The organism is Sinorhizobium alkalisoli, from assembly GCF_008932245.1.
Classification (GTDB): domain Bacteria; phylum Pseudomonadota; class Alphaproteobacteria; order Rhizobiales; family Rhizobiaceae; genus Sinorhizobium; species Sinorhizobium alkalisoli.
The window spans coordinates 2239672-2259767 of sequence record NZ_CP034909.1 but is presented as its reverse complement, the minus strand read 5'-3'; the positions used below and the strand labels follow the sequence as shown (position 1 = coordinate 2259767).

Here is a 20096-nt window from a genome sequence, read left to right as displayed (position 1 = left end):
GCGGCCTTTGCGCGTCTGATAACGCGCGCGGCGCTGTAGGGAGCACGGTCCAGCCAACGCAGTCGGGCACCCCTACAGCGCCCTGCGCCTTTCAGAGCGCACAAAGGACGCCGATGCGCGAGCCGCGACATCATGCCGGATGGCATGCGCACATGCTCGGAGCGCCTGACGGTTCTGTTCAGCTTCGATCCGGAACGCGCAAGGCGTTCCATTGGCTTAGTGGCAGGGGAAGCCGTAGGAATGGCGGGTGTCGTGCGCCGTGTCGTGGAGCACGGCCGAATTTGCAAGGCCTGCACCGAAGACGAGGAAACCGCCGATCATAAGGGCAAGAATGCCCGCAACCAGACGATCGCTGAGGGAGAGCGAAACGCTCGAAACGTTAGACGTAGCCATGACAACCTCCGTGATGGCAAGGGATGTTCCCGATTGGGCATTGCGCCCGCATCGATTGGCAGGTTTCCTGGCTCGCGGCGTCAGGTGTTGCACCAGGGATTTGCCTCGCCTTCCCAGATCGAACCGCCCTCTTGCGGTCTTCTCCAGTGGCTTTTTCCGGATCGCTCCGGAACGGCAAATTCACACCGCACTACAGTCGCGGGGTCGGCCGTGATTAAGATGCCCAGCTTGGGTCCACCCGTCACGTTCCCGTTTACTCCCGAAGCGCGTTCGCTTTCCGGGAACCAATCGATCCCCGATGATTAGGTGCGGCCGCGCCTGATGTCAATCGAGCCGGACCCGTAAAATGAACGGGATTGATGCCAGGCGCGGGCTTGCGAAATGGCGGGCGGCCGATCTTTCCAAAATGGTGCTGCGCCTCGTGACTGTATCGCGCCTCTCGTCTATCTCTGCAGTTGCGTTCCCGTTCCGAGCGCTTGCAGTTCCCGCTTGCTCGATCTGGAGATAAGTTATGGCAGCTTTCGTTCCCGGCCTTGCTTTTGCAGCCGCCATCGGTTCCGGCCTGATGGCGGGGCTCTTCTTCGTCTTCTCGGTCTGCGTCATGCGGGCCCTGTCGCGGCTTCCGGCGGAACAGGGAATAGCCGCCATGAACGCCATAAACGTGGCGATCCAGAACCCGTTGTTCCTGGTTGCCTTCATGGGCACCGCGATTCTCGGCCTGGCGCTGATTGTTGCTGCTTTCATAATGGGCGAGAGGGGGAGCTACCTGCTTGCTGCCGGTGGGCTCGCCTATCTCGTCGGCACATTCCTGGTGACGGTCATTTTCAACGTTCCTTTGAACGATGCGCTCGCAGCGGCGCGCGGCGAGGCTGCCGCAGCGCTCTGGCAGCAGCGCTACCTGACCGACTGGGTTCGCTGGAATCATGTCCGCACTATCGCCTCGATCGGGGCGCTGGCGCTTTTCGTGCTCGGCCTCGCCCGCAGTTGAATCAGGCCGTCGTCAAGGCATTGGCGAGGTCGGCGACGAGGTCGTCCGGATGCTCGATGCCGATCGACAGGCGGATGGTCGATTCGAGCACGCCGATCCGGCGCCTGACCTCGATCGGCACGCCCGAATGGGTCATGGCGGCCGGGTGGCTTGCGAGCGATTCGGTGCCGCCGAGGCTGACTGCGAGCTTGAAGATCTGCAGCGCATTCAAGAAGCGGAAGGCCGCCTCCTGGCCGCCGGCGATGTCGAAGGAGAATGTCGAGCCGGCGCCGGTGCACTGGGCGGCGAAGACACGGCCGGCATTCGATTCCCCGTCGTCGAAGGGCAGGTAGTGAATGCGCTCGACCTTCGGATGGTCGCGCAGGAATTCGGCGACGATACGGGCGTTGTCGTTCGCCTTCTCCATCCTGACCGACAGGGTTTCGAGCGATCGGCCGATCATCCAGCAGGAATGCGGGTCGAGCTGAGTGCCGATCGCCCCGCGCAGCGCCTTCACCTGTTTGACGAGGGCCTTGGAACCGAGGACCGCGCCGGCGATCAGGTCGGAGTGACCGCCGACATATTTGGTCAGGGAATAGAGCGAGAGGTCCGCGCCATGATCGATCGGGTGCTGGAACACCGGGCCGAGCAGGGTGTTGTCGCAGGCGAAAATCGGCCGGTGCCCCATTTTTTCGCCGATCCCGTCGGCGATGCGGCGGATCAGGGAGATGTCGACGAGGCTGTTGGTCGGATTGGCCGGCGTCTCGATCAGAATGAAGGCGACGCGGCCTTTCTTCATCGCCTCCTCCGCCGCGCCGTTGACCGCCTGCTCGTCTATGCCGTCGGCAAATCCAACGGCGGAGACGCCGAGATTCGGAAGGGTTTTCGCCAGCAGCGTTTCGGTGCCGCCGTACAGCGGCTGCGAATGCAGGATGACATCGCCCGGGCGAACGAAGGCGAGCAGCGTGGTCGCGATCGCCGACATTCCGGAGGAAAAGAGTGCGCCCGCTTCCGCCCGCTCATAGACGGCGAGCCGGTCCTCGACGATCTCGCTGTTCGGATGGTTGAAGCGGGAATAGACGAGCCCGGCGCCGACGCCCGCCGGCGGTTCGCGCCGGCCCGAGACGAAGTCGAAGAAGTCGCGGCCCTCTTCCGCCGAGTGGAAGACGAAGGTGGAGGTGAGAAAGATGGGCGGCTTGACCGCGCCTTCGGAGAGCTCGGGGTCGTAGCCATAATTGAGCATCAGCGTTTCGGGATGCAGTTTATGATTGCCGATATGGGTCTTTGATGGGTGCGGCGCGGTCATTGCTTTCTCCTCCGGGTGAACGGGCCTGGCTCTTTCAAATTATATCAAATGCTTGGACCGGTCCTGGCGATTTGCAGCAGCTTGATCATGGCCGGCGCAGATTTCCGCCGGTATCGAGGAGATAAGGCGCAGAATATCGCCGGCGAGTTCGATCGGCGGATTCCTGGGAGTGAACTCGACCTGGATTGCCACGGCGGTCTGCGGGGGCGGGTCTGTCTATGGCCTTCAAAGGCTCTCTGCCGCCACGAGCATTGAAAATGGGAAAATTGGCCTAGATTCAAAGAACTAGGGTGGGTCCGTGGCGTATTCACCGTCACCGGGCGCCCGGCGCTCTGGGAGGACGGCAATGGATTTCCTGCAAGCGATCGAGGCCACGGAGTCCTGGCTGCGGACGATGGTCTTGAATGAGTGGACTCTCTACCAGCTGGCGTTGATCGCGGTCGGCTACCTGGTTTCCCGCATCCTGGCGAAACACATAGAGCCGGCGGTGGAAGCACGCGCGCGCACGATCAAGGGAAATCCGGACCTGCTTCGCGTGATCATCGCCTTCATGCGGCGGCTCAAATGGGTCTTCCTGATCATCTGGTTGTGGATCGCGGATGTGCTGCTGTTGCGGTATGGCTGGCCGTCCTATCGTTGGCTGGTCTCCACCGCGCTCACGCTCGCCGCCGCGTGGTTCGTCATTTCGGTGCTGACGCGGATCATCCGGAACCTGGTGCTGGCGCGTGTGGTCGCCGTCGCCGGCTGGTCTTACTTTGCGCTTTATGCACTCGGGCTGGACGAGGTCGTGCTGGCGGCTCTCGATGGCGTGGCGATCAATCTCGGCGCTGTTCGCCTTTCGATGTTGATCGTGTTGAAGGCGATCGTCCTTTCCGCCGCGCTGATTTGGGCGGCCGTCCTGATCGGCAATGTGACGGCGCACTGGATCGACCGCTCCGGGGATCTCACGCCCTCCTTCAAGGTGCTTATCAGCAAATTGATCAAGATCGGGCTGATCATGTTCGCCGGCGCGGTCGCGCTGTCGGCAACGGGGGTAGACCTGACGGCACTCACCATCTTTTCCGGCGCGGTCGGCGTCGGTATCGGCTTCGGCCTGCAGAAGGTCGTTTCCAACTTCATCTCCGGCATCATCATCCTGCTCGATAAGTCCATCAAGCCGGGCGATACCATCACGCTTGGCGATACGTTCGGCTCGATCCGCGACCTCAGATCCCGCTTCGTTTCCGTCATCACCAGGGACGGCAAGGAATATCTCATTCCCAATGAGGACTTCATATCGCAGCAGGTGGTGAACTGGTCCTTTTCCAGCGAATATGTCCGCATCGAAGTGGACTTCGGGACCTCCTTTGACAGCGACCCGCACGAGGTCGTGCGCATTGCGATCGAGACGGCAAAGGCCACACCCCGGGTCGCCAGCACCTACGCCCAGCCGGTCTGCTGGATGACCGGCTTCGGGGCATCGTCGCTCGATTTCAAGCTGCGGTTCTGGATTTCCGACCCCAGCAACGGACTGACGAATATCCGCGGCCAAGTGTTGCTTGCCTTGTGGGACGCTTTCAAGGCGGCCGGCATTTCGATCCCGTTCCCGCATCGCGAGATCATCATGAAGACGCCGGTCGAGGTGACTCGCGGCCCGAACTATGCCGACAAGGCCGGCGCTGCGGAGTAGGGGCCGGATTGCGGCAATTGACTGTGCCGGCTCATGGGGCGACATTGCCGCCGAGACTGCGCGCCTGCATGTTTCCCCGATCGGAATCGGCTTCTGGGCGTCAGCAGGGCGGACAGAGGTTTGCATTCCCCGGACGACAAACGGAAGTGACGATTGCGGCGGCGACGTATCGAGTGGAGGTCCGCGATGGAACGGCTTCGGCAGACGGAACTATCGGGTAGGACGCGGCCGCTGCCGCATCCGGTGGGCGGCTTCCTGCGTTCGTTCTCCGCGTCCGGCATGCTCGTCGGCGTCCTGTTCTTTGCGGTTTCGCTGACGCCGAGTCTCATTCCGCGGCCCTATGCGATCCAGGGAGTGATCTCCGGCGCTTCGCTTGCGGCCGGCTACGCGATCGGCGTGTTTCTGCGCTGGCTTTGGTCCTTCTTCGAGTTGCGCGAGCCTTCGCCGCGGCGTCAGCGCACGCTGAAGATTGCAGCAGCGATCGTCTGCATCGCCGCGGCGGCCGTGTTCCTGTGGCAGACGACAGCATGGCAGAATACGGTGCGCAGCATAATGGGGCTCGCGCCCATCGAGAGTGTTGAACCCGTCAAGCTCGGCCTCGTTGCAGGTCTCGTCTTCCTGCTGCTCGTCCTCACCGCGCGCTTGTTCCGGCTCATCTTCCGCGTCATTTCGCGCTGGTTGGAACGGTTCCTCACACGTCCCGTCGCCAGGGCGATCGGCGGCCTCATGGCGATCATGCTCTTCTGGTCGCTCGCCAACGGCGTCATTTTCAACCTCGCGCTGCATGCCGCCGACAGTTCCTTCCAGACGCTCGACGCGCTCATCGATCCCGACGTGGCGGCGCCGATGGATCCGGTGAAGACCGGAAGCGATGCCTCTCTTTTGAACTGGGACGAACTCGGTCGGCAGGGGCGCGAGTTCGTGGCTTCCGGGCCGTCGGGTAGGGCGATCGGCGCCTTCTTCGGCCGGAATGCGCCCGATCCCGTGCGGGTCTATGTCGGGCTGAACTCCGCCGAGACGCCGCGCGAAAGGGCGCGGCTGGCGCTCGAAGAGCTCAAGCGCGCCGGCGGATTCGAGCGTGGATCGCTGGTGATCGTCGTGCCGACGGGAACCGGCTGGATCGATCCCGCCGCGCTCGATACGCTCGAATATCTGCTGAAAGGCGATGTCGCGAGTGTGGCGGTGCAATATTCCTACCTCACAAGTTGGCTTTCGCTGTTGGTCGAGCCGGGATATGGAGCCGAGACCTCCGATGCGCTGTTCGAGGAGGTCTATCGCTACTGGACGACCTTGCCGCACGACCGGCGGCCAAAGCTCTATCTGCACGGCCTGAGCCTCGGCGCCATGAATTCGCAGGGCTCGCTCGATCTCTTCGACATCATCAGCGATCCCTTCCAGGGGGCGCTTTGGAGCGGTCCGCCCTTCCAAAGCGAGCTCTGGCGCTCGGTTACGGCGGACCGTGTCCCGGATTCGCCCGCCTGGCTGCCGCGCTATCGCGACAGTTCGATAATCCGCTTCACAAATCAGGAGAACGACCTCGATATCCCAGGGGTGAATTGGGGCGCGATGCGGATCGTCTACCTGCAATATGCGAGCGATCCGGTGACCTTCTTCGATCCGCATGCATTTTACCGCGAGCCCGACTGGATGAAGGCGCCGCGCGGCCCCGACGTCTCGCCGGCGCTGAGCTGGTTTCCCATGGTGACCGGGCTGCAGCTTCTCGCCGACATGGCGCTCGCGACGACTTCACCGATCGGCTTCGGCCATGTCTATGCGCCGGAACATTATATCGACGCATGGGTCGCGGTCGTCGATCCGCAAGGGGTGAGTGCGGCCGATGTGTTGCGGCTGAAGGCGCAATTCCGCGCGCATTGAGCACCGGCTTTGCGATCCGCGTCGCGGCGAACGTTTACGGACCCGATAAAAGCTCCATCATCAAACCAATGATCTTGCGGTGCTGGTGCGCGTGCCGGCTGCGCAGGCTGGTTGCGGCATAGATGGCCTGCGGTATCACCGGCGCCTCCGAGACGATATATGCGAGGCCGTCGCTCGCGAGGCGTGCGGCCGTGTCGCCGGTGACATAGGCGGCACCGCCGAGCGTCTGCAGGAGCGCAGTGATTGCCATGTTCTGCCCGGCCGCAACCGGCGCGACGGAGAGATGCGGCAGCGCCAGGCGATGAACCCGCTCGAAGGCGGGGGAATAGTTCGCCCGGATATAGGTTTCCGCCCGGATGCCGGCGAGGTCGCGGGGCTCGGCGCTGACCATTTTGTAATGCAGTTCTCCGATCCGTTCGTAGTGCAGGTCGGGCAGGTAATGCGGCGTATAGAGGATCGCGAGATCGAGATCGCCGGCGGCGAGATCGCGGTTCATCTGGTTCGAATAGTCCGCCTCCATGTAGATCTCGGTCTCCGGGAACTCGCGGCGGATTGCCGCCAGCCAGGGGCCGACAAAGCTCTCGGCGAGATCATGCTGGATGGCGAGCCGCATCGAACGTTCCAGCGCGCCGGCACCCGCCACTGCCCGCGTTGCCTCGTGCCATTGATTTTGCAAGGCTTTTGCATAATCGAGAAAGCGCAAGCCGGCGGCTGTCGGAACGGTGCCGCCCTTGTTGCGGCTGAAGAGCTTGCGGCTGAACTGGGCCTCGAGCGCCTTCATCCGATGCGAAATGGTGGACTGGGTGACGTTCAGCCGTTCGGCCGTGCGGTTGAAGCTGCGCGTCTCCATCAGGTCCAGAAATGTCTCAATCAGATCAACTTGCATTTTTGCGTCGCTCTCCCGACCGTCATCACGCAATCTAATCGAAATTGTCGATCAATAAAGCCTTGATCGCTCGCTTGATGGCGCGTCGCTCCTCGTCAAATATCGCGGCAAAAGAGGGAGAGTGCATGTCGAGTTTGCCGTCTCACGCACGCGTCGTGATCATTGGCGGGGGAGCCGTCGGGGCCTCCTCGCTCTACCACCTTGCCAGAGCCGGATGGAGCGATTGCGTGCTCCTGGAGAAGAACGAGCTCACCGCCGGCTCGACGTGGCACGCGGCCGGCAATGTGCCGACCTTTTCCTCCTCCTGGTCGATCATGAACATGCAGCGCTATTCCGCTTCGCTCTATCGCGAACTCGGGGCACGCGTCGACTACCCGATGAACTACCACGTCACGGGTTCGATCCGCCTCGGCCATTCGAAGGCGCGGCTGCAGGAGTTCAAGCGCGTCGTCGGCATGGGACGCTATCAGGGCATGGACCTCGATATCCTGACGCCGGACGAGATGTGCGGCCGCTATCCGTTCCTCGAAACGCATGATCTGACCGGCGCGCTCTACGATCCCTATGACGGCGATATCGATCCGGCGCAATTGACCCAGGCGCTTGCCAAGGGGGCGCGTGATCTCGGTGCGAAGGTCGTCCGCTTCTGCCCGGTGACCGCTGCGCGGCGCGAAACGGACGAATGGGTGCTGACGACGCCGCAAGGCGAAATCCGCTGCGAATATGTCGTCAATGCCGCGGGCTATTACGCTCGTGAGGTCGGCAGGATGTTCGGCCGCGAGGTCCCGATGATGGTGATGAGCCATCAATATATTCTGTTCGACGAGATCCCCGAGCTTGCCGCCTGGTCGAAAGAAGCGGGCCACAAGCTGCCGCTGCTCAGGGACGTCGACTCCTCCTACTATCTCCGGCAGGAGAAATACGGCATGAATCTCGGCCCCTACGAGCGGAATTGCCGGGCGCATTGGTCGACGCCCGAAGACCCGATGCCGGAGGATTTCTCCTTCCAGCTCTTTCCGGACGATCTCGACAGGCTGGAATGGTACTTGAACGACGCCGTCGAGCGGGTGCCGATCCTCGGCACGGCTGGTCTTTCGCGCATCATCAACGGACCGATCCCCTATGCCCCGGACGGCAATCCTCTGATCGGGCCGATGCCGGGCGTTCCGAATGCTTTCGAGGCCTGCGTCTTCACCTTCGGCATCTGCCAGGCGGGCGGGGCCGGCAAGGTGCTCGCCGAATGGGTGATGGAAGGCCAGACGGAATGGGACATGTGGTCCTGCGATCCGCGGCGCTATACCGATTACACCGACCGGGACTATTGCATCGCCAAGGGGATGGAAATCTACGGCCACGAATATGCGATGCATTTCCCGAAACATTACTGGCCGGCCGGGCGCAACAGGAAGCTCTCGCCGATCCATGACCGCATCGCCTCGCTCGGGGCGCAGTTCAAGCCCTATAACGGCTGGGAACGCGCCATGTGGTACGCCAAGCCCGGCGACGACACATCCGAGGCGGCGACGCAGACCTGGGGACGCGAGGGACCATGGGCGAAGCGGATCGAGGAGGAGTGCCTGGCGGTGCGCGATGCCGCCGGCATTCTCGACCTGCCGGGCTTCTCGCGCTTCCGGCTGAAGGGCGAGGGCGCGCGCCAATGGCTCTCCGGCCTCATCACCGGCCGAATGCCGAAGCCGGGGCGCATCGGCCTTGCCTACTTCGCGGATGACATGGGCCGCATTGTCACGGAAATGTCGGTGATGGCGATCGAGGAAGATTTCTTCTTCCTGATCACCGCGGCGACGGCGCAGTGGCACGATTTCGAATGGCTGCGGAAGCACCGCCCCGCCGATGCCGCCTTCACACTGGAGGATGTGACGGCGAAATTCGCCTGCCAGATCCTGACCGGGCCGAAGTCGCGCACAATTCTTGCGGCGGTCACCGGCGCCGATCTCTCGTTGCCGTGGCTGACGCATCAGACGGCCGCGATCGCCGGACGCTATTGCCAGCTCGTGCGGGTATCCTTCGCCGGCGAGCTCGGCTGGGAAATCCACACAAAGGTCGAGGATACGGCGGCGATCTTCGATGCGGTCTGGGATGCCGGGCAGTGGCATGGGCTCAAGCCCTTCGGCATGGAGGCGCTCGACAGCCTGCGCATCGAAAAGGGCTACCGCGCCTGGAAGGGGGACCTCTCGACCGATTACACGATCCTTCAGGGCGGGCTCGAGCGCTTCGTCGACTGGTCGAAGCCGAGCTTCAAGGGCAGGGCGGCGCTGGAGAGGGAAAAGCAGCGCGGCGTGACCAAGCGCTTCGTCACGCTGACGGTCGAGGCCGGGGAGTGCGACGCGCCCTACATGTCGACGCTCTGGTCCGGCGGCGAGGTCGTCGGCGAGACGACTTCGGGCAACTGGGGTTACCGCGTCGGCAAGTCGATCGCGCTCGGAATGCTGCGCGCCGATCTCGCCGTTCCCGGCCAGGAGGTCGAGGTCGAGATTTTCGGCGAGCGCTTCAAGGCCACCGTTGAGCCGGACCAGCCGCTCTGGGATCCCTCGAATGAAAGACTGAAGGCATGACGAAAGCGATCCCTGTAAAAGCACGCGCGGTGATCATCGGCGGTGGCATTTCCGGCTGCTCGGTCGCCTATCATTTGTCGAAACTCGGCTGGACGGATGTCGTGCTCCTGGAGCGCAAGCAGCTCACCTGCGGCACTACCTGGCATGCGGCCGGACTGATCGGCCAGCTTCGCGCCTCGCAGAACATGACGCGGCTCGCGAAATATTCGGCCGATCTCTATGTGAAGCTCGAGGCGGAAACCGGCATTGCCACCGGCATGCGCCAGAACGGCTCGATCACCGTGGCGCTGACGGAGGAGCGCAGGCAAGAGATCTACCGGCAGGCTTCGCTCGCCCGCGCCTTCGACGTGGATGTGCGCGAAATCAGTCCGGGGGAAGTCAAGGAACTCTATCCGCACCTCAATGTCGCCGACGTGAAGGCGGCGGTGCATCTGCCGCTCGACGGCCAATGCGACCCCGCCAATATCGCCATGGCGCTCGCCAAGGGCGCGCGGCAGAACGGCGCCACGATCGTCGAGGGGGTGAAGGTCACCTCGGTCCTGACCAAAGGAGGACGGGTTAGCGGCGTCACCTGCGAAGAGGATGGCGAGCGCATCACGATCGAGACGGAAAACGTCGTCAACTGCGCCGGCATGTGGGGGAGCGGACTGGCCCGCCAGTCCGGCGTCACTTTGCCGCTGCATGCCTGCGAGCACTTCTATATCGTCACCGAGGCGATCCCCGGCCTCGCCCGCCTGCCGGTGCTGCGCGTGCCGGACGAGTGTACCTATTACAAGGAAGATGCCGGCAAGATGCTGATCGGCGCCTTCGAGCCGAAGGCGAAGCCCTGGGGCATGGAGGGTATCCGCGAGGACTTCTGCTTCGATCAGCTGCCGGAGGATTTCGACCATTTCGCGCCGATTCTCGAAATGGCCGTCGCCCGCATGCCGATGCTGGAGACGGCCGGCATCCACACCTTCTTTAACGGCCCGGAGAGTTTCACGCCGGATGACCGTTACTATCTCGGCGAGGCGCCCGAGCTAAAGGGTTACTGGATTGCGGCCGGCTACAATTCCATCGGCATCGTTTCCTCCGGCGGCGCCGGCATGGCGCTGGCGCAATGGATGAACGACGGCGAACCGCCCTTCGATCTCTGGGAGGTGGACATCCGCCGCGCCCAGCCGTTCCAGAAGAACCGCGCCTATCTCAGGGAGCGCGTCTCCGAGACCCTCGGCCTGCTCTATGCTGATCACTTCCCCTATCGCCAGATGGCGACGGCCCGTGGCGTCCGCCGCTCGCCGCTGCACGAGCATCTGAAGGCGCGCGGCGCCGTCTTCGGCGAAGTGGCCGGTTGGGAACGCGCCAACTGGTTCGCGCGAGAGGGCCAAGAGCGCGCATACCGCTATTCCTGGAAGCGGCAGAACTGGTTCGACAACCAGCGGGAAGAACATCTGGCCGTCCGCAATGAAGTCGGCCTCTTCGACATGACCTCCTTCGGCAAGATCCGCGTGGAGGGGCGCGATGCGCTCGCCTTCCTCGAGCGTCTCTGCGCCAATCGGATCGATGTCGAGCCGGGCCGCATCGTCTACACCCAGATGCTGAACGCCCGCGGCGGCATCGAGAGCGATCTGACCGTCACGCGGCTTGCGGAGACCGCCTTCCTGCTCGTCGTGCCGGGCGCCACGCTGCAACGCGATCTCGCCTGGCTGCACAAGCATCGTGGCGACGCGTTCGTGGTGATCACCGACGTAAGCGCGGCCGAAAGCGTGCTCTGCGTCATGGGACCGAAATCGCGCGATCTGATGCGCAAGGTCAGCCCCAACGATTTTTCCAACGAGGCCCATCCCTTCGGCACGGCGCGTGAGATCGAGATCGGCATGGGGCTCGCCCGCGCTCATCGCGTGACCTATGTCGGCGAGCTCGGCTGGGAGCTCTATGTTTCGACAGACCAGGCGGCGCATGTCTTCGAGACGCTGGAGGAGGCCGGCCGGGGTGTCGGCCTGAAACTCTGCGGCCTCCATACGCTCGACAGCTGCCGCATCGAGAAGGCATTCCGCCATTTCGGCTATGACATCACCGATGAGGACCACGTGCTCGAGGCCGGGCTCGGTTTTGCCGTGAGGCTGGACAAGGGCGACTTCGTCGGCCGGGATGCGGTGGTTGCCAAGCGGACGGAAGGCCTGGCGCGCCGGCTGGTGCAGTTCCGGCTTGCCGATCCGGAGCCGCTGCTCTTCCACAATGAGGCGATCGTCCGCGATGGCGAAATCGTCGGCACGATCACGTCCGGCAACTACGGCCACCATCTCGGCGGCGCGATCGGGCTCGGCTACGTGCCGTGCAGGGGCGAGAGCGAGGCGCACGTGCTGGCGTCAAGCTATGAGATCGAAATTGCCGGAACCCGGGTCAAGGCCGAGGCATCGCTTAGACCTATGTACGATCCAAAGGCGGAGCGAGTGCAAGCGTAAGCTTGCCGCGAAAGCGGGAACCGGGTCACGCGAAACAAGAGCGCCATTGGGAGATGAATGATGGCTGAGGAATGCGCAGTTGCGGTTTCGAGACGGTCGGGGGGGAGGGCGGCGCGCGTCGCCTTGCGCTCGGCACCCTTGGCCGAGAACATCCGGCCGGTCCGCCCCGGTCTTTCCGGCGGCCAATACAAGCCGTTGACGGATGCGGGGGCGAAGCGCATCCATGAGGCGGCGCTCGAGGCGCTGGAAGAGATCGGCCTTGCCAACGCGCCGAAGTCCGGCATCGAGATCATGACCGGCGCCGGTGCGATCCTCGGCGACGACGGGCGTATCCGCTTTCCGCGGGCGTTGGTCGAGGACATGCTCGCCATTGCCGCGCGCGAGATCACCCTTCACGCCCGCGATCCCAGGCAGGATCTCGAACTCAGCGGCACCCGCGTCTATTACGGCACCGCGGGTGCGGCGGTGCATGTGGTCGATGTCGAGAAGCGGGAATACCGCGAGTCGACCGCAAGAGACCTCCTGAACGCCGCCCAGCTCGTCCAACATCTCGACAATGTTCATTTCTTCCAGCGGGCGATGGTCTGCCGCGACATTCCCGACAATTTCCTGATGGACATCAACACGCTCTATGCCTGCTGCGCCGGCACGACCAAGCATGTCGGCACGAGCTTCTCCGACCCGACGCATGTCGAGGGCTGCTTCGATCTGATCCACATGATTGCCGGCGGCGAGAAGCGGTGGCGTGAACGGCCCTTCGTTTCGAATTCCAACTGTTTCGTGGTGCCGCCGATGAAGTTTGCAGAAGAGAGCTGCATCACCATGGAGAAGTGCATCCGCGGTGGCATGCCGATCCTTTTGCTTTCGGCCGGGCAGGCGGGTGCGACCGCCCCGGCGCCGCTCGCGACCGCGATCGTCCAGGCGGTTGCGGAATGCCTGGCGGGTGTCGTTTACGTCAACGCGCTCTCGCCCGGCCATCCGGCCGTCTTCGGTACCTGGCCCTTCGTTTCGGACCTGAGAACCGGGGCAATGTCCGGCGGTTCCGGCGAGCAGGCGCTTTTGACGGCGGGCTGCGCGCAGATGCACCAGTTCTACCGCTTGCCGGGCGGGGCTGCCGCAGGTATCGCCGATGCGAAGCTGCCGGACATGCAGGCCGGCTGGGAGCAGGCGATCTCCAACGTCATGGCCGGGCTTTCGGGGCTGAACATGGTCTATGAGGCCGTCGGCATGCACGCCTCGCTACTCGGCTTCTGCCTGGAATCGCTGGTGCTCGGCGACGACCTGCTCGGCCAGGTGCAACGCTGCATCCGCGGCATCGATGTGACGGAGGATTCCGTTTCGCTCGAGACCATGCGCTCCGTCTGTCTCGACGGCCCCGGCCATTATCTCGGCCATCCGCAGACGCTTGGGCTGATGCAGACGGAATATATCTACCCGGCGGTGGCGGACCGGACGAGCCCGAAGGAGTGGGCCGAGATCGGCCGGCCGGATCTCGTGCAGCGCGCGATTGCAAGAAAGAACCGCATCCTCGCAGATGCCGCCCCTTCGGTGATCGAACCGGAGATCGACCGGGCGATCCGGGAAAGGTACAGCATTTATTGCTGAGGGCAGGCCGTTTTCGCGGGTGCGAGCGAAGCCGCTTGCATATTTTCTTGAAATGGCTGCGATCACCGCCGTGTCGCACCTCTGACCTGACTCACCTCGTAGCTCCACTTCGGCGCTACGGGCGGCTCATCCGCACGGAACGGAAAGGTGAGAAAAGTTTCGAACGGACGGGTTTGGCCCGCGGGGACGCGAACGAGAATAAGGGCCGTGTCGTCGCCGATGCGCCGGCATGTGCCATCGGGGCAGTCTTCCAGGGTGACGGTCAACCGGAAATATTCCAGCGGGATATCGGAAGTGTTGTCGATGGAGCCGTGGACACGGTAGCTGCGCTCGGCCTGGTTGGACTCGAAGGTGAGGTCCCGGAGCACGATGTCGGAAGCGGAGAGACCGGCGCCGGTCCTCGTCGGTTGCGGGCGCGGCGTCTGCTCGGGCGTGCCCTCACTCAGCCAGATCAGGAAGGCGGCGGCAAGTCCCAATGCAACCGCAATCGACAGGACCGGTTCCACCCAATTGCGAAAACGGCCATAGCGGACCGCGAAATAAACGATGGTTACACCGGACAGCAATGCAATCAGCCACAGCATGAAGACTCTCCTGATGGAGTCTTACAGTGGCTGGCGCCAGGCTGGCAATCACCGCAACGGCCCCTGAGTGCCCTGCCTCGCCTTTCGGCGGGAGGCGGGCATCGTGTCGATGCCCGCCTGAGCGATGGCGCTGCCGGTTATGCAACAGCGGCGGCTGCAACGCCCACCTTCCGCAGCTGCTGCGGAGGACGAGCAGGGGAGAGCGGCTGTTGGCCGAGTCAGCCGTGATTGATCATGATATGGCGCACGGCGGTGTAGTCCTCGAGCGCGTAGATCGACATGTCCTTGCCGTAGCCCGATTGTTTGACGCCGCCATGCGGCATCTCGTTGGTCAGCATGAAATGGGTGTTGATCCACGTGCAGCCATATTGCAGCCGGGAGGCGGCTCGCATCGCCTTGCCGATGTCCTTCGTCCAGACGGAGGAGGCGAGGCCGTAGTCGCTGTCGTTCGCCCAACCGATGACGTCATCCTTGGCGGTAAAGCGCGTCACCGAGACGACCGGGCCGAAGACTTCGCGGCGGACGATTTCGTCCTCCTGCGTCGCGCCGGCAATCACTGTCGGCTGGAAGAAGAAGCCGTCCTCGCTGCCGGCACGGCCGCCGGTGGTGATTTCGACGTGCTTCTGGTCGGCCGCCCGTTCGACGAAGCTCGCGACGCGGTCGCGCTGGCGTTTCGATATCAAGGGACCGATCTCGTTCTCGGTGTCGTCCTCGAGATTGTACCTGATGGTCGAGACGGCTGACGAGAGGTCGGCGACCAGTTTCTCGTAGATGCCGTCCTCGGCATAGATGCGGCAGGCGGCGGTGCAGTCTTGGCCGGCATTGTAGTAGCCGAAGGTGCGGATGCCGGCGACGACCGCTTCGAGATCGGCGTCCTCGTAGACGACAACCGGCGCCTTGCCGCCGAGTTCGAGATGGGTGCGCTTCACCGTCTTGGCGGCGGCGGCAAGCACCTTCTTGCCGGTGGCGATGTCGCCGGTGATCGACACCATCGTGATCTTCGGATGATTGATCAGCGTGTTGCCGACCGTTTCGCCGCGGCCGGCGATGACGTTTACGACGCCCTCGGGAAGGATGTCAGCCAGAAGCCGCGCCAGCTTCAATGCCGTCAAGGGCGTCTGCTCGGAAGGCTTGAAGACGACGGTATTGCCGCCGGCGATCGCCGGCGCAAGCTTCCAGGCCATCATCATCAGCGGATAGTTCCACGGCGCGATCGAGCCAACAATGCCGATCGGGTCGCGACGGATCATCGAAGTATGGCCAGGCAAATACTCGCCCGCCGCCGGAGCATGCAAGTTGCGCACCGCGCCGGCGAAGAAGCGCCAGCAATCGATGATGGCCGGCATTTCGTCGTTCTTGACCGCACTGATCGGCTTGCCGCAGTTCAACGCTTCCAGCGTTGCGAAATCGTCGGCGTGCCTCTCGATCGCATCGGCGATTTTCAGGAGATGGGCGGAACGCTCGGCGGGCGTCGTCTGCGACCAACTCGTAAAGGCGCGGTCGGCCGCGTCGACGGCCGCGTCGATTTGCGCGTGAGAGGCTTCGGCGAGGTCGAGGATCCTGGCACCCGTTCTCGGGTTCAGGATATGCTCCTCGGCTTCCGTCCCGGCTTCGAAGCGCGATCCGATCAGGAGTTGGGTGTCCATGTCTGTTCTCCCTTCAGGTTATCATTTGCCGGCGCCGGCAACCTTGTCGCCGTCGCGGGTGAGGTAGTAGGCGCCGAGGATCGGCAAAAAGGTGACGATCACGACGATCATGGCAACGACATTCGTGACCGGGCGCTGGCGCGGTCGGATCAGCTCCTCAAGCATCCAGATCGGCAGGGTTGACTGCTGACCGGCCGTGAAGGTGGTGACGATCACCTCATCGAAGGACAGCGCGAAAGCGAGCATGCCGCCGGCAAGCAGCGCCGTGCCGATGTTCGGCAGGATGACATAGCGGAAGGTCTGGAAGCCGTCGGCGCCGAGATCCATCGAGGCCTCGATCAAAGAGCCGGAGATGCGCCGGAAGCGGGCAACCGCATTGTTGTAGACGACAACGATGCAGAAAGTGGCGTGGCCGAGCACGATGGTCCAGAAGGAAAACGGGATCTCGGCGATCGAGAATGCCGATCTGAGCGCGATGCCGGTGATGATGCCGGGAAGCGCGATCGGCAGGATGACGAGGAGCGAGATCGCCTCGCGGCCGAAAAAGCGCGTCTGGCTGACGGCCGCCGCGCAGAGCGTGCCGAGCACGAGTGCGGTGGCGGTCGCGATCGATGCCACCTTGAGAGAGAGCGTCAGCGCCGCCCAGACATCCGGCCGGCTCCAGGCGACCGCGAACCAATGCGCCGTCAGCCCCGGCGGCGGGAACTGATAGCTCTTCTCCTCGGTCGTGAAGGCGTAAAGAAAGATGAGTAGGATCGGCAGATGCATGAAGGCGAGGCCGGCGGCGGCGGCGATCTTCAGGCCGAGGGGGGCGTGGTTAGATTTCTCAGAGCGCATCGAAGGCCCCCATGCGTTTGGCCATCCAGAGATAGGCTCCCATGATGACGATCGGCACGACCGTGAAGGCGGCGGCGAGCGGGACGTTGCCGGCGGTGCCTTGCTGGGCATAGACGGCCTGGCCAATGAAGAGCCGCGACGAGCCGATGATCTGTGGGATGATGTAGTCGCCGAGGGTCAACGAGAAGGTGAAGATCGAGCCGGCGACGATGCCGGGCAGCGCCAACGGAAAGATGACGTGGCGGAAAGTCTGCGCCGGCGTGCCGCCGAGATCGGACGAGGCCTCGATCAGATTGGCCGGCACCCGTTCCAGCGCCGCCTGGATCGGCAGGATCATGAAGGGCATCCAGACATACACGAAGACGATGAACGTACCGCTGTAGCTGATCGAAAGCGAACTGCCGCCGACGATGGGAAGCGATAGCCAGGCGTCGAGCAGCCAGAGAAGGTTCAGCTTGGCGAGAAACCAGGTGAGAATGCCTTCCTTGGCGAGGATCAGCTTCCAGGCATAGACCTTGACGAGATAGCTGGACCAGAGCGGCAGCATGACGGCGAGGTAGAACAGCGCCTTGCCTTTGCCGCGGGCGTAGCGGGCGGCGTAATAGGCGATCGGGAAGGCGACGACGGCGGAGGCGAGCGTCACCAGGGCCGCCATCACCACCGTCCTGATGATGATGTCGAGATTGGCCTCGCTCAGGAGCTGGCGATAGGTCGCAAGCGTGAATTCGTAGTTGATCAGACCTGAAAAGTCGTCGATCGAAAAGAAGCTTTGCAGGAGAAGCGCGAAGAGCGAACCGAGATAGACGATGCCGAGCCAGAGCAGCGGCGGTCCGAGGAGAATCGCCAGGAGCACATGCGGGTGCCTCCAGAAGAAGTCGGAAAGGCGGCCGGCGGTACCGCGGCGCTCGGGAAGGGGGAAGCTTTCGGCAACGGTCGTCATGCGTCCTCCATTGGATGCAGGTCGCTGGCGGCGAAGCTGAGCGTGACGGGGCTGCCGATGGCGGGAACGACGTTCGCGGCGGGACTGGCGACGGCGATGCGCGCGCCGTCGACATTGACGACGATGCGGTTGGTCGCGCCGAGGAAGCTGCGCGACGCCACCGTGCCGGAAAGGCTGAGCGCGCCGTTCGAGGCAGGCGCAATCGCCACTGCCTCCGGCCTCAGGCTGGCGAAGGACGCCTTCAGCCCAAGCCTGCGGCAGAGATCGACCGGCAGCACGTTGGCCGAGCCGACGAAATCGGCGACGAAGCGGGTCTTCGGGCGCTTATATACCTCCTCCGGCGTGCCCAGTTGCTGAATGCGCCCCTCGTTGAAGACGGCGAGACGGTCGGCCATGGACAGCGCCTCGCCCTGATCATGGGTGACGAAGACGAAGGTGATGCCGAGCGATTGCTGCAGGCTTTTCAATTCCTCCTGCATCTGCTCGCGCAGCTTCAGATCGAGCGCGCCGAGCGGCTCGTCGAGAAGCAGCACTTTCGGCTTGTTGACGAGCGCGCGGGCAAGCGCCACGCGTTGCCGCTGTCCGCCGGAAAGCTGCCCCGGCCGGCGTTCGCCGTAGCCCGGCAGCTTGACCATGGCGAGCGCATCCTCGGCCGCCTTGCGCCGTTCCTCGCGGCCGATCCCCTTGACCATGAGGCCATAGGCGACATTGTCGAGGATGGAGAGATGCGGGAAGAGGGCGTAGTCCTGGAAGACGGTGTTGACGCTGCGCCGGTAGGGGGGCACGCCCTCGGCGGTTTCGCCGAAAATCTCGATATGGCCGCTGGTCGGCTGCTCGAAGCCGGCCATCAGCCGGAGGCAAGTGGTTTTGCCGGAGCCCGACGGACCGAGCATGGCAAAGAACTCGCCCTCGGCGATCGAGAGCTTCACGCGATCGACGGCGCGCACCGCGCCGAAGTGGCGGGAAACATTGTCGAAAAGGACGGCGGTCATAGAAATTCTCCAGGATTCCGGCCCCTCATCCCGCTGCCGCGACCTTCTCCCCGCTTGCGGGGAGAGGGCCAGTCCTCGGGTTAAACGCGAGGAGAGGGGCAAATGCTTGCAGTCCGATTGCCGGAGGATTACCGCCCGCCGATCACGCCGATATAGTCCGATACCCAGCGGTGATAGGGCACGCATTCGCCCTGGCTTTCGCATTTGGACACCGGCGTCTTCCAGAACTTGACCTTCTCGAAATCGTCGTAGCCATTGGTGGCGCAGCCTTCGTCGGTCAGAAGCTCGTTGCCCTTGCAGGCGGCGCCGACGGAGGGATTGGCGCCGAACCAGGCGGAAACGTCGCCCTGGACCTTCGGCGACAGCGTGTGTTCCATCCACATATAGGCGCAGTTCGGATGCTCGCTGTCGGCATGCAGCATGGTCGTGTCGGCCCAACCCGTCACGCCTTCTTCCGGAATGACCGAGGCGATCGGCAGCTTCTCGGCCTGCATCAGGTTGACTTGGAATGGCCATGAGCCGGAAGCGACGACGCCTTCGTTTTTGAAGTCGTCGATCTGGATCATGGCGTCGTGCCAGTAGCGACCGACCAGTTTGCGCTGATTGCGGAGCAGGTCGAGGGCGGCCTTGTACTGGTCCTCGTCGAGCTCGTAAGGATCCTTGATGCCCAGCTCGGGCTTGTGCGTCATCAGGTAGTTGGCCGCATCGGCGACATGGATGGGGCCGTCATAGGCCTGGATGCGCCCCTTGTTGGATTTGCCGTCGGGCAGCGTCATTTCTTCGAAGACGACGTTCCAGCTCTTCGGCGGTTCACCCTTGAACGCGTCCGTGTTGTACATCAGCACGTTCGGTCCCCAGACATAGGGAGTGCCGTAATGGATGCCGTCGGCCGTATGCCAGGGCGCGTTCTGCATGCGCTCGTCGATCGTTTTCCAGCTAGGGATCAGATCGGTGTTGATCGGCTGGACGCGCTTTCCCGCAACAAGGCGTAGCGAGGCGTCACCCGAGGCGGTGACGAGATCGAAGCCGCCTTCATTCATCAGCGCCACCATCTCGTCGGAGGTGGCGGCGGTCTTCACGCTGACCTTGCAGCCGGTCTTGTTCTCGAATTCGGTGACCCAGTCGTAGTTCTTGTCCGTCTCGCCGCGCTCGATATAGCCGGGCCAGGCGACGATCGACAGTGCGCCTTCACCCGCTCCGAGTTCCTTCAGCGGCTCCTGCGCCAGAGCAGGGGCGGCGAGGCCGAGCGACAGGGTCAGCGCCGTGCAGGATTTCAACATCTGCTTCATCGGAAGTCTCCCCAGTTGAGCCGCTCATTCAGCGGCTTTGTTCCCGAGGTGAAGCGTGCCTCTATTCCGACGTATTCGCAAATTCATTAA

15 protein-coding genes and 1 riboswitch are annotated in these 20096 nt (G+C 63.4%); of the genes, 6 read left to right on the top strand and 9 right to left on the bottom strand.

Features of this window, described 5'->3' with window-relative positions; genetic code table 11:
* Positions 1–216: 216 nt before the first annotated feature.
* Entirely contained in the window at positions 217–393 is a 177-nt protein-coding gene (locus tag EKH55_RS10980) for a CbtB domain-containing protein (protein ID WP_034851357.1), read from the bottom strand.
* 40 nt (positions 394–433) lie between these two features.
* A riboswitch (cobalamin riboswitch) is annotated at positions 434–697 on the bottom strand.
* A gap of 207 nt (positions 698–904) precedes the next feature.
* On the opposite strand from EKH55_RS10980, the gene EKH55_RS10975 reads away from it, so the two are divergent.
* Positions 905–1381: an anthrone oxygenase family protein gene (locus EKH55_RS10975; RefSeq protein WP_151611510.1), complete on the top strand. Its 477-nt coding sequence runs from the start codon at positions 905–907 to the stop codon at positions 1379–1381.
* Between the two features lies 1 nt (position 1382).
* On the opposite strand, the gene EKH55_RS10970 is transcribed toward EKH55_RS10975, so the two are convergent.
* A complete protein-coding gene (locus EKH55_RS10970; protein ID WP_069461448.1) occupies positions 1383–2666 on the bottom strand; it encodes a cystathionine gamma-synthase family protein in 1284 nt (427 codons plus the stop codon).
* Positions 2667–3012: 346 nt separating this feature from the next.
* Between EKH55_RS10970 and EKH55_RS10965 the strand changes: the two genes are divergently transcribed.
* Both EKH55_RS10965 and EKH55_RS10960 read left to right on the top strand, forming a co-directional pair.
* Positions 3013–4335 (top strand): mechanosensitive ion channel family protein, encoded by a 1323-nt coding sequence (locus tag EKH55_RS10965; protein WP_069461449.1) that lies wholly within the window; start codon positions 3013–3015, stop codon positions 4333–4335.
* Positions 4336–4521: 186 nt separating this feature from the next.
* The gene (locus EKH55_RS10960) at positions 4522–6210 is read left to right on the top strand and encodes an alpha/beta hydrolase (protein ID WP_069461450.1); all 1689 of its coding nucleotides are present in this window, start codon (positions 4522–4524) and stop codon (positions 6208–6210) included.
* Between the two features lie 34 nt (positions 6211–6244).
* On the opposite strand, the gene EKH55_RS10955 is transcribed toward EKH55_RS10960, so the two are convergent.
* Positions 6245–7096, bottom strand: coding sequence for a LysR family transcriptional regulator (locus EKH55_RS10955; protein ID WP_069461451.1), 852 nt, complete (start codon positions 7094–7096; stop codon positions 6245–6247).
* 125 nt (positions 7097–7221) lie between these two features.
* Between EKH55_RS10955 and EKH55_RS10950 the strand changes: the two genes are divergently transcribed.
* Genes EKH55_RS10950 through EKH55_RS10940 form a run of 3 tightly spaced genes read left to right on the top strand, consistent with a single transcriptional unit; the run spans position 7222 to position 13718 of the window.
* Positions 7222–9669 carry a GcvT family protein gene (locus tag EKH55_RS10950; protein ID WP_151611509.1) on the top strand — a complete coding sequence of 816 codons (2448 nt, stop codon included), beginning with the start codon at positions 7222–7224 and terminating at the stop codon, positions 9667–9669.
* A complete protein-coding gene (locus EKH55_RS10945; RefSeq protein ID WP_151611508.1) occupies positions 9666–12113 on the top strand; it encodes a GcvT family protein in 2448 nt (815 codons plus the stop codon). The genes EKH55_RS10950 and EKH55_RS10945 overlap by 4 nt, the downstream gene beginning before the upstream one ends.
* A gap of 60 nt (positions 12114–12173) precedes the next feature.
* Entirely contained in the window at positions 12174–13718 is a 1545-nt protein-coding gene (locus EKH55_RS10940; RefSeq protein ID WP_069461454.1) for a trimethylamine methyltransferase family protein, read from the top strand.
* A 62-nt stretch (positions 13719–13780) separates the two neighbouring features.
* On the opposite strand, the gene EKH55_RS10935 is transcribed toward EKH55_RS10940, so the two are convergent.
* The 6 genes from EKH55_RS10935 to EKH55_RS10910 form a co-directional block, all read right to left on the bottom strand.
* Positions 13781–14302 carry a hypothetical protein gene (locus tag EKH55_RS10935; RefSeq protein WP_151611507.1) on the bottom strand — a complete coding sequence of 174 codons (522 nt, stop codon included), beginning with the start codon at positions 14300–14302 and terminating at the stop codon, positions 13781–13783.
* A gap of 218 nt (positions 14303–14520) precedes the next feature.
* Positions 14521–15948, bottom strand: coding sequence for a gamma-aminobutyraldehyde dehydrogenase (locus EKH55_RS10930; RefSeq protein ID WP_151611506.1), 1428 nt, complete (start codon positions 15946–15948; stop codon positions 14521–14523).
* Between the two features lie 21 nt (positions 15949–15969).
* Positions 15970–16785, bottom strand: coding sequence for an ABC transporter permease (locus tag EKH55_RS10925; RefSeq protein WP_069461457.1), 816 nt, complete (start codon positions 16783–16785; stop codon positions 15970–15972).
* On the bottom strand, positions 16775–17725 hold the full coding sequence (locus tag EKH55_RS10920) for an ABC transporter permease (protein ID WP_069461458.1): 951 nt from the start codon (positions 17723–17725) through the stop codon (positions 16775–16777). The genes EKH55_RS10925 and EKH55_RS10920 overlap by 11 nt, the downstream gene beginning before the upstream one ends.
* Positions 17722–18717: an ABC transporter ATP-binding protein gene (locus EKH55_RS10915; protein WP_069461459.1), complete on the bottom strand. Its 996-nt coding sequence runs from the start codon at positions 18715–18717 to the stop codon at positions 17722–17724. The genes EKH55_RS10920 and EKH55_RS10915 overlap by 4 nt, the downstream gene beginning before the upstream one ends.
* A gap of 128 nt (positions 18718–18845) precedes the next feature.
* The gene (locus EKH55_RS10910; protein ID WP_069461460.1) at positions 18846–20006 is read right to left on the bottom strand and encodes an ABC transporter substrate-binding protein; all 1161 of its coding nucleotides are present in this window, start codon (positions 20004–20006) and stop codon (positions 18846–18848) included.
* Between the last annotated feature and the right edge of the window lie 90 nt (positions 20007–20096).

What these genes read in the sequence shown, in the direction of transcription:
- EKH55_RS10980 (WP_034851357.1), bottom strand. Translation starts at nt 393, where the DNA reads ATGGCTACGTCTAACGTTTCGAGCGTTTCGCTCTCCCTCAGCGATCGT.
- EKH55_RS10975 (WP_151611510.1), top strand. Translation starts at nt 905, where the DNA reads ATGGCAGCTTTCGTTCCCGGCCTTGCTTTTGCAGCCGCCATCGGTTCC.
- EKH55_RS10970 (WP_069461448.1), bottom strand. Translation starts at nt 2,666, where the DNA reads ATGACCGCGCCGCACCCATCAAAGACCCATATCGGCAATCATAAACTG.
- EKH55_RS10965 (WP_069461449.1), top strand. Translation starts at nt 3,013, where the DNA reads ATGGATTTCCTGCAAGCGATCGAGGCCACGGAGTCCTGGCTGCGGACG.
- EKH55_RS10960 (WP_069461450.1), top strand. Translation starts at nt 4,522, where the DNA reads ATGGAACGGCTTCGGCAGACGGAACTATCGGGTAGGACGCGGCCGCTG.
- EKH55_RS10955 (WP_069461451.1), bottom strand. Translation starts at nt 7,096, where the DNA reads ATGCAAGTTGATCTGATTGAGACATTTCTGGACCTGATGGAGACGCGC.
- EKH55_RS10950 (WP_151611509.1), top strand. Translation starts at nt 7,222, where the DNA reads ATGTCGAGTTTGCCGTCTCACGCACGCGTCGTGATCATTGGCGGGGGA.
- EKH55_RS10945 (WP_151611508.1), top strand. Translation starts at nt 9,666, where the DNA reads ATGACGAAAGCGATCCCTGTAAAAGCACGCGCGGTGATCATCGGCGGT.
- EKH55_RS10940 (WP_069461454.1), top strand. Translation starts at nt 12,174, where the DNA reads ATGGCTGAGGAATGCGCAGTTGCGGTTTCGAGACGGTCGGGGGGGAGG.
- EKH55_RS10935 (WP_151611507.1), bottom strand. Translation starts at nt 14,302, where the DNA reads ATGCTGTGGCTGATTGCATTGCTGTCCGGTGTAACCATCGTTTATTTC.
- EKH55_RS10930 (WP_151611506.1), bottom strand. Translation starts at nt 15,948, where the DNA reads ATGGACACCCAACTCCTGATCGGATCGCGCTTCGAAGCCGGGACGGAA.
- EKH55_RS10925 (WP_069461457.1), bottom strand. Translation starts at nt 16,785, where the DNA reads ATGCGCTCTGAGAAATCTAACCACGCCCCCCTCGGCCTGAAGATCGCC.
- EKH55_RS10920 (WP_069461458.1), bottom strand. Translation starts at nt 17,725, where the DNA reads ATGACGACCGTTGCCGAAAGCTTCCCCCTTCCCGAGCGCCGCGGTACC.
- EKH55_RS10915 (WP_069461459.1), bottom strand. Translation starts at nt 18,717, where the DNA reads ATGACCGCCGTCCTTTTCGACAATGTTTCCCGCCACTTCGGCGCGGTG.
- EKH55_RS10910 (WP_069461460.1), bottom strand. Translation starts at nt 20,006, where the DNA reads ATGAAGCAGATGTTGAAATCCTGCACGGCGCTGACCCTGTCGCTCGGC.